The organism is Gemmatimonadaceae bacterium (assembly GCA_019637445.1).
GTDB lineage: Bacteria > Gemmatimonadota > Gemmatimonadetes > Gemmatimonadales > Gemmatimonadaceae > Pseudogemmatithrix.
The window spans coordinates 1911283-1928385 of sequence record JAHBVS010000001.1; the positions used below are offsets into that span (position 1 = coordinate 1911283).

General features: G+C 67.6%; 11 protein-coding genes and 1 riboswitch. Of the genes, 7 read left to right on the forward strand and 4 right to left on the reverse strand.

Features of this window, described 5'->3' with window-relative positions; translation table 11 throughout:
* Window positions 1-47: 47 nt before the first annotated feature.
* Window positions 48-3788, reverse strand: a complete 3741-nt coding sequence (metH, locus tag KF709_08565) for a methionine synthase (protein MBX3174454.1) — start codon at window positions 3786-3788, stop codon at window positions 48-50.
* Window positions 3785-4711, reverse strand: a complete 927-nt coding sequence (gene metF / locus KF709_08570) for a methylenetetrahydrofolate reductase [NAD(P)H] (GenBank protein ID MBX3174455.1) — start codon at window positions 4709-4711, stop codon at window positions 3785-3787. The genes metH and metF overlap by 4 nt, the downstream gene beginning before the upstream one ends.
* 34 nt (window positions 4712-4745) lie before the next feature.
* Window positions 4746-4821, reverse strand: a riboswitch (SAM riboswitch).
* Window positions 4822-4942: 121 nt separating this feature from the next.
* Between metF and KF709_08575 the strand changes: the two genes are divergently transcribed.
* The 6 genes from KF709_08575 (at window position 4943) to ggpS (ending at window position 12921) form a co-directional block, all read left to right on the forward strand.
* On the forward strand, window positions 4943-5911 hold the full coding sequence (locus KF709_08575; protein ID MBX3174456.1) for an NAD(P)-dependent alcohol dehydrogenase: 969 nt from the start codon (window positions 4943-4945) through the stop codon (window positions 5909-5911).
* Window positions 5912-5924: 13 nt separating this feature from the next.
* Window positions 5925-6632, forward strand: coding sequence for a DUF4386 domain-containing protein (locus KF709_08580; GenBank protein MBX3174457.1), 708 nt, complete (start codon window positions 5925-5927; stop codon window positions 6630-6632).
* A gap of 83 nt (window positions 6633-6715) precedes the next feature.
* Window positions 6716-8986, forward strand: a complete 2271-nt coding sequence (locus tag KF709_08585) for a PAS domain-containing protein (protein ID MBX3174458.1) — start codon at window positions 6716-6718, stop codon at window positions 8984-8986.
* Window positions 8987-9259: 273 nt separating this feature from the next.
* Window positions 9260-10702 carry a sucrose phosphorylase gene (gene gtfA / locus KF709_08590; protein ID MBX3174459.1) on the forward strand — a complete coding sequence of 481 codons (1443 nt, stop codon included), beginning with the start codon at window positions 9260-9262 and terminating at the stop codon, window positions 10700-10702.
* Window positions 10703-10712: 10 nt separating this feature from the next.
* Entirely contained in the window at window positions 10713-11435 is a 723-nt protein-coding gene (locus tag KF709_08595) for an HAD hydrolase family protein (GenBank protein MBX3174460.1), read from the forward strand.
* The gene (ggpS, locus tag KF709_08600; protein ID MBX3174461.1) at window positions 11428-12921 is read left to right on the forward strand and encodes a glucosylglycerol-phosphate synthase; all 1494 of its coding nucleotides are present in this window, start codon (window positions 11428-11430) and stop codon (window positions 12919-12921) included. The genes KF709_08595 and ggpS overlap by 8 nt, the downstream gene beginning before the upstream one ends.
* Window positions 12922-12927: 6 nt before the next feature.
* Here the strand turns inward: ggpS and KF709_08605 are convergent, their stop codons facing one another.
* Together KF709_08605 and argG are read right to left on the reverse strand one after the other, a co-directional pair.
* Entirely contained in the window at window positions 12928-14481 is a 1554-nt protein-coding gene (locus KF709_08605) for a sodium/solute symporter (GenBank protein MBX3174462.1), read from the reverse strand.
* A gap of 67 nt (window positions 14482-14548) precedes the next feature.
* A complete protein-coding gene (argG, locus tag KF709_08610; protein MBX3174463.1) occupies window positions 14549-15892 on the reverse strand; it encodes an argininosuccinate synthase in 1344 nt (447 codons plus the stop codon).
* Between the two features lie 143 nt (window positions 15893-16035).
* Between argG and KF709_08615 the strand changes: the two genes are divergently transcribed.
* Complete coding sequence (locus tag KF709_08615; protein MBX3174464.1) at window positions 16036-17076, forward strand: hypothetical protein; 1041 nt, start codon at window positions 16036-16038, stop codon at window positions 17074-17076.
* Window positions 17077-17103 lie beyond the last annotated feature (27 nt).

The following is a 17103-nucleotide window of genomic DNA, read 5'->3' on the forward strand; positions in this document are numbered from 1 at the left end:
CAGGGGGCTTGGGGACAGGGAACTTACGCTCGTCGCGCGGCGAACGCTTAGGCGCGCACGGCGCGATCGTAGTTCAGTATCGGCGACAGCCAGCGTTCTGCCTCACTCAGGGCCACCCCCTTCCGTTCGGCGTAGGCTTGGACCTGGTCCTGCTCGATCTTGCCCACCCCGAAGTACTGGGCCTGGGGGTGCCAGAAGTACCAGCCCGCCACGGCCGAGGCCGGGTGCATCGCGTAGCTCTCGGTCAGGTGCACCCCGGCGCGCCGCTCCGCGTCCAGCAGGTCGAAGATCGTCCGCTTCTCGGTGTGGTCCGGGCAGGCCGGGTAGCCGGGCGCCGGCCGGATGCCTTGGTACTGCTCGCGGATGATGGCCTGATTGTCGAGATGTTCGTTCGGCGCGTAGCCCCAGAGCTCGCGGCGCACTTTCTCGTGCAGCCGCTCGGCAAAGGCTTCGGCGAGTCGGTCGGCCAGCGCCTTCACCATGATGCTCGAGTAGTCGTCGTTGGCCGCCTCGAACTCGGCCACCTTCTCATCCAAGCCGATGCCAGTCGTGACGACGAAGCTGCCGATCCAGTCGCGCACGCCGCGAGCGTCGGGCGCGACGAAGTCTGCCAGGGCGAGGTTCGGCCGCCCGTCGGCCTTCACCATCTGCTGGCGGATGGTCTGCACGCGCGCCGTGGCGTCCTCAAGCACCCAGCCCTCGGCCGGCCGCTTGACGATGATCTGCTCGGCGTCGTCGGAGTGGGCCTCGAAGAAGCCGACCACGGCGCGGGCCTTGAGCCAGCGTTCGTCCACGATGCGCTCCAGCATCTCGCGTGCGTCGCGGAAAAGGTTGCGCGCGGCCTCGCCGACCACCGCATCGTCGAGGATGCTCGGATACGAGCCCGCGAGCTCCCAGGTCTGGAAGAACGGCGTCCAGTCGATGCGCGGCACCAACTCCTGCAGCGGGAAGTCATCGAGGACGCGCACGCCCTCGAAGCTCGGCGTCGGCGCGTCGCCGTCCCACTCGAGGCGCAGCTTGTTGCTGCGCGCCTGCTCGATGGTCTGCCGTTTCACGTCGCGCTGGCGCGCGGCGCGGTCGCGGCGGATCTGCTCGTACTCCTCGCGCGTCTCGCGCGCGAAGTTCTCGCGGCCCGCATCGCTGGTGAGCGACGTGGCCACGCCCACCGCGCGCGAGGCGTCGAGCACGTGCACCACCGGGCTGGCGTAGTTCGGCTCGATCTTCACCGCCGTGTGCACCTTGCTCGTCGTCGCGCCGCCGATGAGCAGCGGCACGGACCAGCCCTCGCGCTGCATCTCGCTGGCCACGAAGGCCATCTCCTCCAGCGAGGGTGTGATCAGCCCGGAGAGCCCGATGAGATCGGCATCGTGTGCCCGCGCCGCCTCGAGGATCTTCGCGCAGGGAACCATCACGCCGAGGTCGATGACCTCGAAGTTGTTGCACTGCATCACGACGCCCACGATGTTCTTGCCGATGTCGTGCACGTCGCCCTTCACGGTGGCCATCACGATGCGGCCCTTGCTGCGCGACTCGGGATTCGCCGCCTTCTCGGCTTCGATGTAGGGGATGAGGTGAGCCACCGCGCGCTTCATCACGCGCGCCGACTTCACCACCTGCGGCAGGAACATCTTGCCGGCGCCGAAGAGGTCCCCGACGACATTCATGCCATCCATCAACGGACCTTCGATGACCTCGATGGGCCGCTCGTAGAGGTGACGCGCTTCCTCGGTGTCGTCAACGACGAAGTCGGCGATGCCGTGCACCAGCGCGTGGCGCAGGCGCTCGTGCACCGGGCCCTCGCGCCAGCTGAGGTCGGCTTTCTTCTTCGTGGCCTGGCCCTTGGCATCGTCGGCGACGGACAACAGGCGCTCCGTGGCGTCAGCCCGGCGGTTGAGCACGAGATCCTCGACCCGCTCGCGCAATCCCGCGGGGATGTCCTCGTAGAGCACCAAGGCACCGGCGTTCACGATGCCCATGTCCATCCCGGCCTTCACCGCGTGATACAGAAAGACCGAGTGGATGGCCTCGCGCACCGGGTTGTTGCCGCGGAACGAGAACGAGACGTTGCTCACGCCGCCCGAGATGCGCGCGTGCGGCAGGCGCTGCTTGATCTGCTGCGCAGCCTCGATGAAGGCCACCGCATAGCCGTTGTGCTCCTCGATCCCCGTGCCGATGGCAAAGATGTTCGGGTCGAAGATGATGTCCTGCGGCGGGAAGCCCACCCGCTCCGTGAGGATGCGGTAGGCTCGTTCGCAGATGGCGACCTTGCGCTCCACCGTGTCCGCCTGGCCCTGCTCGTCGAAGGCCATGACGATCACCGCCGCGCCGTAGTGGCGCACGAGCCTGGCCTGCCGCACGAACTCGGCCTCGCCCTCCTTGAGCGAGATGGAGTTCACGATGCCCTTGCCCTGCACGCAGCGCAGGCCCGCCTCGATCACGTTCCACTTGGACGAGTCGATCATCACCGGAACCTTGGAGATGGCCGGTTCCGACGCCACGAGGTTGAGGAAGCGCGTCATCGCCGCCTCGGCGTCGAGCATGCCCTCGTCCATGTTGATGTCGATGATCACCGCGCCGGCCTCGACCTGCTGCCGCGCGACCTCGAGCGCCTGGTCGTAGTGCCCGCCGATGATCAGCTCGGCGAACTTCTTGGAACCCGTGACGTTCGTGCGCTCGCCCACGTTCACGAAGTTCGAGTCCGGGCCGATGGTCAGTGGCTCCAGGCCACTCAGGCGAAGACGCTTCGGGACCTCGGGGATCTTGCGCGGCGGTAGCGGGCGCACGGCGTCGGCAATCGCCTTGATGTGCGCCGGCGTGGTGCCGCAGCAGCCACCGACCACGTTCACCAGGCCCGCCTCGGCGAACTCCTTCAGGATGCTCGACGTGTAGTCCGGCGTCTCGTCGTAGCCGCCCATCTCGTTCGGCAGGCCGGCATTCGGATGCACCGTCACGTAGCAGTCGGCGATGCGCGAGAGCTCCTGCACGTAGCCGCGCAGGTCCTTGGCGCCGAGTGCGCAGTTGAGGCCGACGCTGAAGGGGCGTGCGTGCATCACCGAGTTCCAGAAAGCCTCGGTGGTCTGGCCGGTGAGCGTGCGGCCCGAGGCGTCGGTGATGGTGCCGGAGATCATCACCGGCACGCGCTCGCCGCGGCGCTCGAAGACCTGCTCGACCGCGAAGATCGCGCCCTTCGCGTTCAGTGTGTCGAAGATCGTCTCGATGAGGATGACGTCGGAGCCGCCATCGAGCAGTCCCTCGGTGGCTTCGGAGTAGGCCTCGACCAACTCCGCGAAGGTGATGTTGCGCTTGCCGGGATCATTGACGTCGGGTGACAGCGAGGCCGTGCGATTGAGCGGGCCGAGCACGCCAGCCACCCAGCGCGGGCGCCCGTCCTTGGTCTCGAACTCGTCGCAGACCGCACGGGCCAGGCGCGCGCCCTCGACGTTCAGCTCGCGCACGATCTCCTGCATGCCATAGTCGGCCATGGAGACGCGCGTCGAGTTGAACGTCGAGGTCTCGATGATGTCCGCGCCCGCCGCGAGGTACGCGCGGTGGATGTCGCCGATGACGTCGGGGCGCGTGAGGATGAGCAGGTCGTTGTTGCCCTTGAGGTCGGTCGCCCAGTCGGCGAATCGCGCGCCACGGTAGTCGGCCTCAGTGAGGCCGTAGGTCTGCACCATCGTGCCCATGGCGCCGTCGATGACGAGGAGGCGCTTTGCGGCCTCGGCGTGGAGCGCAGCTATGCGCTGCGCGCGGGTGAAGGACGAAGGACGAAGGACGGAGGAGGTCACGCGGCACCGCCCTTGCTTCCGTCCTCCGTCCTCCGTCCTTCGTTGGCCTGCGGGCCAGGCTGGGCCCGGAGCCCCAGCAGGTGGCAGATCGCGTACGCCAGATCCGCCCGGTTCAACGTATAGAAGTGGAACTCCGTCACGCCCGCCTGAGAGAGCTGTGTCACCTGCTCGGCCACCAGCGAGGCGGCCACGAGCTTCCGTGTGTCGGGGTCATCCTCCAGTCCGTCGAAGTGCCGCGCAAACGATGGGGGAATGGCTGCGCCCGCCGTCTTCGCGAACTTCGCCGTCTGCACGAAGTTCGTCACCGGCATGATGCCGGGTACGATCGGCGCCGTGATGCCGGCCTTGCGCGCGCGATCGACGAATCGGAGGAAGCTCCAGTTGTCGAAGAAGAACTGCGTGATGGCGCGCGTGGCGCCGGCGTCCAGCTTGCGTTTGAGGTTGTCGAGGTCGTCCTGCGGCGACTTCGCCTCGGGGTGCACCTCGGGATACGCGGCCACCGAAAGCTCGAAGTCGTGTCGCTTGCGCAGACCTTCGACCAGCTCGGCCGCGTAGGCGTAGCCACCCGGGGTCGGGAAATACGGCGCCTCGCTGCCGGGCACGTCGCCGCGCAGGGCCACCACGTGCCGGACGCCGGCGTTCCAGTAGTCCTCGGCCACCGCGTCGATTTCCTCTCGTGTGGCCGACACGCAGGTGAGATGCGCCGCCGGCGTCAGTGACGTTTCCTCGAGGATCCGATGCACCGTCTGGTGCGTGCGCTCGCGGGTGGAGCCGCCGGCGCCGTAGGTCACCGACACGAAGCGCGGCGCCAGGGGCGCCAGCCGCGTGATCGAGCGCCACAGCGTGGCCTCCATCTCCGCGGTCTTGGGCGGGAAGAACTCGAACGAGACTTGGAACGGCGTCGCTGCAGCGGGAGCGTTCACGGGAGTACCCAAAGCACGAAGGCCCGGAGCGTCGAGGCGCACCGGGCCGGCGCTTTAGCTGAATGTTTTACGTGGCCGCAAGTTGCCTCGAAATCGCCACGGGGATCGGTTGTGTATTCATCCTAATATCCGGATGAACGGATGGCAAGGGCAGGGGTTCCGCAGGCCCGCGCCGGGGACCACATTGCGCCCTGTTCCCGTCCCACACCCGCCGCCCTTCACGGAGAGAGAGTGCGCGCACTCGTGCAGTCGGCGTTCGGACCAGCAGCGGATGTGCTGGCCGTGCGTACGGTCGACCGCCCCGCACTCAGCGAGGGTGAGGTTCTGGTGCGCGTGAAGGCTGCCGGTGTGGGCAAGGGAATCTGGCTGATCACGCACGGCTTGCCGTATATCGCACGCCCGGCCTACGGCTTTCGCACGCCCAAGGAGCCGATTGCCGGGCTCGAGTTCTCCGGTGTGGTAGAGGCTGTGAGCGAGGGCGTAACCGACCTCAAGCGTGGCGACGCCGTGTTCGGGCAGGGCCCAGGGGCCTTCGCGGAGTTTGTCGCCGTGCCCGCGACCGAGTTGGCGCGCAAGCCCGAGACCGTGACGCACGCGCAGGCGTCGATTGTGCCCGTGTCTGGTCTCACGGCCCTGCAGGCGGTCCGCGACGCCGCCGGTGTGACCACCGGTCAGCGCGTGCTCATTGTCGGGGCTTCGGGAGCGGTTGGCAGCTTTGCCGTGCAGGTGGCAAAGGCCCACGGTGCGCACGTGACCGGCGTCGCCAGCAGCAGGAACCTCGACCGCCTCCGTGCCCTCGGCGCGGACGAGGTCATCGACTACACGCGCGAGGACATCACCTCGCGTGGCACGCCATTCGACGTCGTCATCGACATCGCCGGCAATCGCAGCGTGTCCTCGCTGCGCAGTGTGCTCACGCCCACCGGAAGCCTCGTGATCGTGGGCGGCACCGGCGGACGCCTCACGATGGGATTCGGACGCACGGTTGGTGGAATGCTCACCAATCCCTTCGTAAAGCACCGGATCGTCGGGCTGCTTGCCAATCCGAACCAAAAGGACCTCGCCCTGCTCGCCGAGCATATGGCGGCCGGCAAGCTGCATCCTGCGGCGCAGGAGCCGGTGCCGCTGGATCGAGCTGCCGAGGCCATCGAGAGTGTCGGCCGCGGCAAAGGCTTTGGCGTCGTCGTGATTGCGCCCTGACTCGGACTACACAGTGACCCAACCGAACATCCAGCGCTACGCGCGCAGCATCGGCGCGCTCTATGTCGTGCTCTTCGTGCTCGGCCCGATGGTCTTCCTCTTCGGCAAGGGCGCAGTGCTGGTTCCCGATGATCCGGCCGCCACTGCTGCGAACGTGCGCGCGATGGGCGAGGGCTATCGACGCGGCGTCGGGATCGAGGCGGCGATCTTCCTGATCGAGGTCCTGCTCTCGGGACTCCTCTATGTCGTCTTCCGGCCGGTGAACCGCGGCATCGCCCTCGCGGCGTCGCTCGCGCGATTCGGCGAGGCCGTGGTCCAAGGCGCAAACGTCCTGCCCGCCCTGCTCGTGATCACGCTCGCAGCCGGCGGCGCCGCGGTCGAGTCCTTCAGTCCGGCACAGCAGGATGCACTGATCCACCTCTTCCAGCAGGCCAACGCCGGCATCGTACTCGTCTGGGGGCTGTTCTTCGGACTGCACGTCGTGCTGCTCGGGTCGCTGGTCTACGGGTCGGGCTTTCTGCCGCGCTGGCTGGGTGTGCTCTTGCTGCTGGCCGGGATCGGCTATCTCGCCCAGAGCCTCGGCGTACTGCTCGTCCCGTCAAGCGCGGCGTTCCTCGACGGACTGGTGGTTGTGATGGCCGTGCCCGGTGAGCTCGCATTCACGCTCTGGCTGCTGGTGAAGGGCGTCAACGCAGAGGACTGGGTGGCACGGGCGGCATAGGGGCGCCGGCGCCGGTGCGGACCTGAGTGCATTCCGTGCAGCGTGTTTTCAGCGCAGATTCCCCGTCTGCCGCCGACCACTGGATGCTGCCCAACTCTACCCAACAGCTCGACGCGCTCGACGTAGGCGTCGTCATCCAGGCTGCCGACCGACGGATTCTCTACGTGAATCCCCGGGCGACGGTCCTGCTGGGTCTGTCCGTTGAGGAGATCCAGGCGCGCACGACGGACGATGCGCGTTGGGATATCGTGTTCTCCGACGGCACGCCAGTACCTGACGATGCGCATCCAGGCCCGCGTGCCCTCGCGAGCGGCGAGGCAGTCCGCAACGTCCTGCTCGGCCTGAAGCGCCCGGACCCCGGAGAACGCGTCTGGTTGCTGGCCTCGGCGACTCCCCTGCGCGACGCGCGCGGAGAGGTGGTGCAGGTCGTGATCAGCTTCACCGACGTCTCGGACGTGTATCGCAGTTTCCGCGAACACGAGACCACGTACCAAGCCGTGTTCGGCGCGATGTCCGAGGGCGTGGTCGTGCACGCCGTCGACGGCGCCATTCAGTCGGCCAATGAGGCGGCACAGCGCGCCCTGGGACTGACGCTCGACCAGATGACCGGTCGTGCCGCCACCGATCCGCGTTGGCGCCTGCTCAACCAAGATGGAACGCCGCTCGAGCCCGACGCGATTCCGTCCGAGATGGTGCTGCGCACTGGCCAGCCGGTGGGAGGGCGTCTCCTCGGCGTGCATCGGCCGAGTGGCGCGCTGGCCTGGCTGCTGGTTGGCGCGAATCCGCTGCGCGAACCCGGTGATGAACGGCTGCGCGGTGTGGTCGCCACCTTCGCCGACATCACCGAGCAGCGCTCCACCGCCGTGGCCCTGGAGTCCAGCCGCGCGCAGCTGCTGCAGGTCCTCGACGCCGTACCGGGTGTCGTCTATCAGTTCCTCCGGCATCCGGACGGCAGTGACAGCTATCCGTTCGTCGGCGGCCGCACACGGGAGCTGTTTGGGCTCTCGGCCGATGAGCTGCGTCGCGCACCGCAGCAGATGTTCGCGCAACTCGGGGCCGAAGTGCGCGCCGAACTCGATGCGCGGATCAATGCCGCGGTGGCGACGGGTACCGCCTTCGAACACGAGCTGCCGATCAGCCTGCCAGGACGCGGCCTGCGATGGCTCAAGGTGCAGGGCCAGCCGGCGATCTCCAGCGAAGGCCTGCTCTACACCGGCGTCATTCTGGACGTCACAGAGTCCCATCGCCTCGCCGACGCCCTGCGCCGCAGCCAGCGCCGCGACGCGATGGGCGAGATGGCGGCCGGCATCGCGCACAACTTCAACAACATGCTGGCGGTCATCATCCCAAACATCGAGATGGCGGCCGCCGACGTCGGTGAGGAGACGGCGACATACCTGCGGGAAGCCGAGCGTGCCGCGGCCAACGCCGCCGACCTTGTGCGTCGGATGCTGAACATCGTGCGCGCCGAGCCCGGCGATGCGGATAGCGCCGCAGATCTCGTCGCCGCGGTGCGCGAAGCCCTGCACATCTGCCGGCAGACCTTCGATCGCTCGCTGCGCATCGAGCAGGTGATCGACGTCGACCGCGCGGTCGTGCGCTGCACGCCTGCGGAGCTGCAGCAGTTGGTGCTCAACCTTTGCCTCAACGCGCGCGACGCCATGCTGGACCGCCCCGACCCGACGCTCCGCGTTCGCATTGCGGATGCAGGCTCCAATCGCGTGCGGCTGGAGGTGCAGGACTGTGGTCGCGGGATGTCGCCTGACGTGCTGCGCCGGCTTGGCGAGCCGTTCTTTACGACGAAGGATCCCGGAAAGGGCACGGGACTGGGCGTGGCGACCGTCGTCGCGACGGTCGTCGAGTCGGGCGCGTCGTGGCAGGTGGAGTCCGAGGAGGACCGCGGCACCACGTTCCGCATCGACTGGCCGACGGTCGAAGCACCATCACGGGAGCGCCGCTCGCGCCCGTCGCCGGCGGCCACCACGCTGCAGGGCATCGCGCTCATTGTCGATGACGAGCCGATGGTTCGTGCTGCGCTCGCCCGGTTGGTCCAGCGAGCCGGCTATCACGTCGAGACCGCTGCCAGTGCCGAGGAAGGCCTCGCGCTGGCCGAACGCATCCGCGATGCCGGCCTCAAGGTCATCCTGCTGGATCTCTCGATGCCAGGGATCCCGGGTGCTCAGGCGTTGCCAATGTTCCGCGCGACGGCGCCGAGGGCGCCGGTGATTGTGCTCTCGGGCTACGTGCCGGATCCGGCGGTGCTATCCGGCGCGGCGATGGCGCTGCAAAAGCCCGTGGGATATCGCGCGCTGGTCGACGCCATTCGGCAGGCGACGGGGCAGCTGCAGGCCTGAAGCTGCTGCGAGCGGCATCGGCCGACGCAGTGCACGCCGCACTTCAAAAACAGGCCGCAAGTCGTTATATTGCAACGCTGTACCGAATTGAGGTACTGCGTTCGTCGGCGCGGTGATGGCCCCCGTGTGAGGTCCCCTCGAGCCCGCGCCAAGCTCGTCCGCTGGTCGCCTTGCGACCCCAACTCGCGCCCGCTGCGGCGTGATGCACGATCGACCACCTCCCTCACGTCCGTCGCCGTCGCGACGGCGGCCGCGGGTCGTCCCGGAGACTGAATGCCGCTTCGCAACCAGGTGCAGTTGATCGCCTATCCCCACCGGATGGGCGGCAACCTTGCCGGACTCGCCGACATCCTCGAGACCCATCTCGCGAAGGCCGTCGGTGGCGTGCACATCCTGCCGTTCTATCCATCCAACGCGGACAGTGGCTTCTCGCCCCTCACGCACAAGGAAGTGGACCCCGCCTACGGCACCTGGGACGACATCGAACGCATCTCCCGGCGCATCGATCTCTGCGCCGACCTCACGATCAACCACATCTCCGACGAGTCGGCCGAGTTCAAGGACTTCCTGGAGAAAGGGATGAAGTCAGAGCACGCCGATCTCTTCGTGCACGTGGACCAGATGGGCGACATCACGCCCGACGACCTCGCCAAGATCCACATCCGCAAGGAGAAGGAGCCTTTCCGCGAGGTGAGGCTCGGCGACGGGACCACCGACCGCGTGTGGACGACCTTCACCGAGAAGCAGATCGACCTGAACTACAACTCGCCGCGCACGTATGCGCTGATGGAGGACTATGTCACGTTCCTCCATTCGAAAGGCGTGAAGCTCTTCCGGCTCGATGCCTTCGGTTACACCACGAAACGACTCGGCACCAGCTGTTTCCTTGTGGAGCCCGAGGTCTACGAGATCCTGAACTGGATCCATCGCGTCGCCGAGCGTCTTGGGGCGGACACCCTGCCCGAGGTGCACGACCATCCGAGCTATCAGTTCGCCATCTCGCTGCACGGGATGCGGCCGTATGGCTTCGCGCTGCCGCCGCTCATCCTGCACGCGCTGCTCGATGGCGACAGCCGCTACCTCAAGCAGTGGCTGCGGATGTGCCCGCGCAACCAGGTGTCCGTGCTCGACACGCACGACGGCATCTGCATTCCCGATGTCGAGGGCATCCTGCCGCAACAGAAGATCCAGGACCTCATCGACAACGTGTCGCAGCGCTCGGCTGATCCCATCCTCCGGCGTTCGGCGGCCAACGTGCACAGCGTGGGCGCCATCTATCAGCTCACTTGCACCTTCTTCGACGCCCTGAAGCAGAACGACGATGCCTACGTGACGGCGCGTGCCCTGCAGCTCTTCGCGCCGGGCATCCCACAGGTCTACTACGCCGGCTGGCTGGCGCTGCAGAACGATGTGGAGCGCGCCGAGGAGACGGGCGACCCGCGGGAGATCAACCGGCACTATCTGACGAAGGACGAGGTGGACAAGGCGGCCGCGACGCCGCTCGTGAAGCGCCTCACGCGACTCATGGAGTTTCGCTCCACGTATCCCGCGTTCCAGGGGACCTTCCACCTGCAGTACTCCAACGAGAAGAGCGTGTCGATCGCCTGGAAGAACGGCGACCACCGCTGCGAGCTCTTCGCCGACCTGTTGTTCAAGAAGTCCACCATCACCTATGTGGACCCGAACGCCGGTCGCAGCCTCACCATCAAGTGTTGATGCTTTTCTGATGCGCATACTGGCCACTGACCTCGATGGCACCTTCCTCGGCGGATCCGACGCGGCCCGCGCGCGACTCATCGCGCACTTCCGCGACCACCCTGACCGGACGCTGCTCTATGTGACCGGGCGTTCCACCGACAGCGTGGCGCGCCTGGTCGAGGCCGGACGGCTGCCGCGGCCGGACGCGATGATCTGCGATGTCGGCGCCTTTGTCGCCCACGGAGACGGCTTGCCGATGGAGGGTCCGTTGCTCCACGGCATCCGCGATGCCTGGGGCAACCGCAGCGATGTTGTGCGCGCGGCGTTTGAAGACACGGCCGGCCTGCGATTGCAGGAGCGCTTCGGGCCGTATCGGGTCTCGTACTACTTCGACGACCCGGCGGTGCTGCCGGCGGCGCAGGCGCGTGCCGCGCAGTTGGGTTGCGATGGCCTGGTCTCCGACAACCTGTACTTCGATGTGTTGCCCCAGGGCGTGAACAAGGGCAGCACGCTGCGGCGCCTGCTGCAGGAATGGAAGGTCGGCGAGGAGGAGGTCCTCGTCGCCGGCGATACGCTGAATGATCTCGCGATGCTTAGCACCGGCCTGCCGGCCGTGGCTGTCGGCAACAGCGAGCCGGGCCTGCTCGAGCGCTTGCCCGCCCATCCGCGACTGCTGCGCGCCACTGCGCACGGCAGCGATGGCATCCTCGAGGCGCTCGAACACTTCGGGACCGAGGTGGTCCATGTCTGAACTCGTCGTCGTCTACCATCGCCAGCCCTTCGAACGCGCCATCGTGGATGGCAAGGAAGTGCTGCGCAGCCACCGCAGCCCCAACGGGATCGTGCCGACGCTGCGCGGGTTCTTCCAGTACTTCGACAGCGGCACCTGGGTGGCGTGGACGGAGGTACCCAAGGCGAAGGCCGGCAAGGTCATCGCCAACGAGGCCGTGGAGTTCGCCGGCGAGCGCTACAACGTGGCGCAGCTCGGGCTCACCAAGGAACAGGTCACCTCGTTCTACAAAGTGACCTCCAAGGCGGCGCTCTGGCCGATCCTCCACTCCTTCGTGGACAAGTTCGACTACGACGCCGCTGACTGGACGACGTTCCGCGAGGTGAACCAGCTCTTCGCCAACGCCACCTGCGAGGTGGCCAGCGAAGGCGCCACGGTCTGGGTGCACGACTACAACCTCTGGCTGGTGCCCAAGCTCATCCGCGAGCAGCGGCCGGACCTGACCATCGCGTTCTTCCATCACACCCCGTTCCCGAGCTCCGACGTGTTTGGCGTGCTGCCCTGGCGCACGGAGATCACGGAGAGCCTGCTGGCCTGCGACCGTGTCGGTTTCCACATCCCGCGCTACGCCGAGAACTTCGCGTCGGTGGCGCGCGCGTTCGGCGGTGCCGTGACGGCGGGGCGCCAGCCGGTGCACGAGCGGCTGCGGCCCGAGGGTTGGGCGCTGCAGGAGAGCTCGGCGGTCGGCGAGCTGCAGTGGAACGGTCGCACGATCAAGGTCGACGTCGTGCCGTTGGGCGTGGACGTGCCGAAGATCGAGGAGACGGTCAACGGTCCGGTGGCGCAGGCACGCGCGGCGGAGATTCGCGCGCAGTCAGGCGTGGAGACCATTCTCTTTGCCGTCAGTCGCGTGGACTACACCAAGGGCACGGTCGAGCTGCTGGATGCCTACGCGCGCTTGCTCCAGCGCCGACCGGAGCTCGTGGGCAAGGTGAAGCTTTTCGTGGTCTGCGTACCGCCGGCACCGGGCATGCGCATCTACGATGAGATCCAGGCGACGATCGAGCAGCGTGTCGGCGCCATCAACGGCAAGTACTCCACGTTGAACTGGATCCCGATCGTGCTCTTCGCGCAGCCGCTGGGCTTCGATGAGCTGATGGCCTGGTACCACGCGGCGGATATCTGCTGGGTCACGCCGCTGCGCGACGGGCTGAACCTCGTGGCCAAGGAGTTCATCGCGGCCAACAAGGGCGAGGACGCGCGCCTGGTGCTCTCGGAGTTCACGGGCGCGGCGGTCGAACTCGAGGCGGCCATCCTGATGCATCCGTACTCGGCGCGCTCGATGGACCGTGCCATCGACGAGGCGCTGGACATGCCGAGCGCGGAGGCGCGTGAGCGGATGAAGCGCCTGTGGAAGGCGACCGAGCACCACGACCTCTCCTGGTGGACCAACGAGATGCTCGAGCGCTTCGGCGTGGCGTTGGCGGCGGGGCAGGGGGCGGCGTAGCCGGGCCTACGCGAACACCCACACGCTCGCCGCCGTCGCCGCCACCACCAGCGCCGCCCACAGACGGTAGTCCGCATACCACGCGGTTCCCGGTGTCACGGCCGACAGGCTCGCGCTCCAGCGTACGTCGGCCGGCGCTGGCTCATTCGTGCCTCGCGTCAGCGCGGACGCGCCGAACAACACCGCGAGGCTGACCAGGAACAGGAGGAAGGCGTTGATCGTGAAGTGCAGCGGCCAGGTTCCTCCCTGCGACGCCACGAACAGCGCGAGCCCGGCGAGGTGCCCGAGGCCCAGCGCCCACACGGCACTGGCGCGCGTTAGCGACTTGGCGAACACGCCACCGAGGTAGACCGCCGCAATCGGCGGCACCACGTACGAGAAGACTTCCTGCAGGTAGGCGAAGATGCCGGGGAATCGCTGGATCAAGGGCGCCCAGGCAATCGACAGCACCATGAAGCCCAGCGTCGTGCCCCGCGCGATACGCAACAGCCGGCGTTCATCGACTTCCTTCTTGTCGAGTCCCGCCAGGTCGTAGACCGCAATCGCCGATGCCGCGTTCAGTGTGCTGTCGATGGTGGACATGATGGCGGCCATCACGGCAGCGATGATCAGGCCCCGCACACCAACGGGGAGCAGATCGCGCACGAGCGTCGGGAAGACCTCGTCAGGGCGCGCGAGGTCGGGCATCAGGCCCAGCGCCATCGCGCCTGGGAGCACCATGATGAACAGCGGCAGCAGCTTGAGGCCGGCGGCGAACACGGCGCCCCAGCGCGCGTGGTCCACGTTTTTCGCCGCGAGGAAGCGCTGCGAGATGTACTGGTTCGTGGTCCAGTAGTAGAGCCCGAGAATTGGCAAGCCGAGCACGAGGCCTGGCCAGGGCAGGTCGGGATCACCGGCGGGGCGGATCATGTGCAGGTGGTCGTCCGGCACGGCGGCCAACACGTTCGCCCAACTGTAGTCGAACTCCGCGAAGGTCAGCAGCGTGAGCACCACGGAGCCGATGATCAGGATGATCGCCTGCAAGGCATCGGTGAGCATCACGGCCTTGAGGCCGCCGGCCGCCGTGTAGAGCCCGGCGAACAATCCAAGGCCGATGAGCGTGGGCCACAACGGCAGCTCGGGCACGAACACCGTGAGCACCAGCGCGCCGGCGTAGAGTGAGCCAGCGGTGTCCACGACCAGCGAGAGGAAGATCATCACGCCGGCGACGTAGATGCGCGCACGGCGGTCGAAGCGTCGCTCGATGTAGTCGGGGATCGTGAGGACCCGCGACTTGAGGTAGAGCGGCACGAGGAACACCGCGGCGAAGAGCAGCGCCAAGGCCGCCATCCACTCGTAGCTCGCCACGGCGATGCCAGACGCGTAGGCAGCGCCGGCGAGACCGATCAGCGTGGTGCTGGAGACGTTCGACGCGAACAGCGAGGTGCCGACGACGCCGAAGCCCAACCCGCGTCCGGCAAGAAAGAGCGACTCCGCATCCTGCGTGCCGCGGCCGACCCGGAGGCCGATCCAAGCGACGCCCGCGAGATACAGGATCGGTACGAGCAGATCCCAGTTCAAACGGTGGTCCTTTGGTTCGGTTGAACGGGCAACCTACCGCGCGCGGCCGCGCGCCGACACCCTCGCGCTACTTCGACTCCTCCGCCGCGCCCTTGAGGTGCGGTACACTGTGCCCCGTGCCGCCGCGCAGCAGGCCGCCCTTGGTGTAGACCTCAAGCTTCTCGCGCGTGTCCACGATGTCGAGGTTGCGCATGGTGAGCTGCCCGATGCGGTCGGCTGGCGTGAAGAACTCCTCGCCGCGCTCCATCGTGAGGCGCTCGGGCTTGTAGGTGAGGTTCGGGCTCGAGGTGTCCATGATCGAGTAGTCGTTGCCGCGCCGCAGCTCGAGCGTGACCTCGCCCGTCACCGCGCGCGCCACCCAACGCTGCGCGCTCTCACGCAGCATCAGCGCCTGCGGGTCCAGCCAGCGCCCCTGGTAGAGCAGGCGGCCGAGCTTGCGGCCGTGCAGGCGGTACTGCTCGATCGTGTCCTCGTTGTGGATGCCGGTCACGAGGCGCTCGTAGGCGATGAACAGCAGCGCCATTCCCGGCGCCTCGTAGATCCCACGGCTCTTCGCCTCGATGATGCGATTCTCGATCTGGTCGCTCATCCCGAGCCCGTGCCGCCCGCCGATCGCATTCGCCTCGTAGAACAGGTCGAGCAGCGATCCGAACGACTTGCCGTTGATCGCCACCGGCGTGCCATCCTCGAAGCGCAGGCTCACCGTCTCGCGCTTCACCGCGACGTCGTCCTTCCAGAACGCCACGCCCATGATGGGCTGCACGATGTGCATGCCCTTGTCGAGGAACTCCAGGTCCTTGGCCTCGTGCGTGGCGCCGAGGATGTTGGAATCGGTGGAGTAGGCCTTCTCACTGCTCATCTTGTAGGCGAAGCCCTGCGCCACGAGATACTCGGACATCTCCTTGCGGCCGCCAAGCTCGTCGATGAACGCCTGATCCAGCCAGGGCTTGTAGACCTTGAGCGCCGGGTTGGTGAGCAGCCCGTATCTATAGAAACGCTCGATGTCGTTGCCCTTGTAGGTGCTGCCGTCGCCCCAGATGTTGACGTCGTCTTCCTTCATCGCGGCGACCAGCATGGTGCCGGTGACGGCGCGGCCCAGCGGCGTGGTGTTGAAGTAGGTCTGTCCGCCGGTGCTCACGTGGAACGCACCGCTCTGGATGGCGGCGATGCCCTCGGCCACCAACTCGTGGCGGCACTCCACCAGCCGCGCCAGTTCCGCGCCGTACTGCTTGGCCTTGCGCGGGATCTCCTCGTAGTCGGTCTCGTCCGGCTGGCCGAGGTTGGCGGTATAGGCGTAGGGCACGGCGCCCTTGGCGCGCATCCAGTGGAGCGCGGCGCTGGTATCGAGGCCGCCCGAGAAGGCGATGCCGACGCGCTCCCCGACGGGGAGGCGCTGGAGGATCGTGGCCACTGCTGAGAATCTCCCTAGAGGAACGACGGGTGGGCGCCGAAAGATAGCGGTTCGGGTCGTGTTCGTGTCCGAGAATCCGTACAGCGTGTGGGGCCGCGCCTTCTTGCCGGAAGCCCAGGTTGCTCCTATGATACGATATCACGATGAGCGGATATCGTCATATATCTATTCGGCCAGCGACGCTGTTCCGACTGTTGCTGCTGCTCGGCCCCCTCGCGGTGGCCGCGCAGGGGGCGCAGCCCACTCGGCAGGCGCCCGCCGATCGCAGCGCCGGATCAGCCGCAGCGTGGCAGGTCGCGGCGCCCGATGCCGCGAACGCGTGGTTCGACCTGCTCGCCACGCTCCGTGTGTCCGGTCCCGCTGCGTTCCCGTTGACAGCGTCCCCGCGGCCGGGCGTAGCGGCCGACCCCGGCCTCGCCCGCACACTCGCCGACACTCGGGAGAGCGAGGTTCTGCACTTCGTTCCGCTCTACCACCCGTCGGGGGATCGCGCCGCAATGGCCGCGGCGTTGCGCATCGCCGCCGCGGACGCCAGCGCGCCCGAGCCACGCGCGACGCTTGTGGTCGCTGCACTGCGACGCGCGATGTCCGCGCCGCTTCGACAGCGCGCGCTCCCGGCGCTCGCCAACGCGCTCGAGCGCGTCGCGTTGCCGGCCGCGGACCCACGTCTGCTCCCGACGTTGCAGCAGTCGCTGGACAACGAATTCCTCCCGGCGCTCGCAGCCTGGCTCTCGGCGGAGCGGCTCGATGCAGGCCAGCTCATCATCGCCGCAGGCATCGGTCCTGAGGGCCGTCTCTTCGCCGGAACCGCCGACCGTCGCGACAACATCGTGGCGGTCGGTCTCTTTGCCGATGATCCCGACGCCGAGGCGCCGCTGCTGGCCTTCGTCCGCGAGGTCTGCTATCCCGCCGTGACGCGCGCTGTCCAAGCGGAGCGCATCGATGGTCCTGCGGCTTCGGTAGCGCGCCGCAGCGGCGTCGCCGCCGTTCGATGCGGTGCATCGCTTCTCGACGCGCGGCTGCCCGCCAGGGCGGAGCGCTACCGCGCCTTCTGGCTGCGCCAGGCCGGCGTACGCAGCGCCGGTGCCGACGTGGCCGGCGCCTTCCACCGTGCGTTTCCCGAGGACGCCGCACTGGCGCCCCATCTGGAACGCGCTCTCCGTCGCGTCCGGAACGCCCCGTGACGCCGCACGCGACGTCCCACCCACACT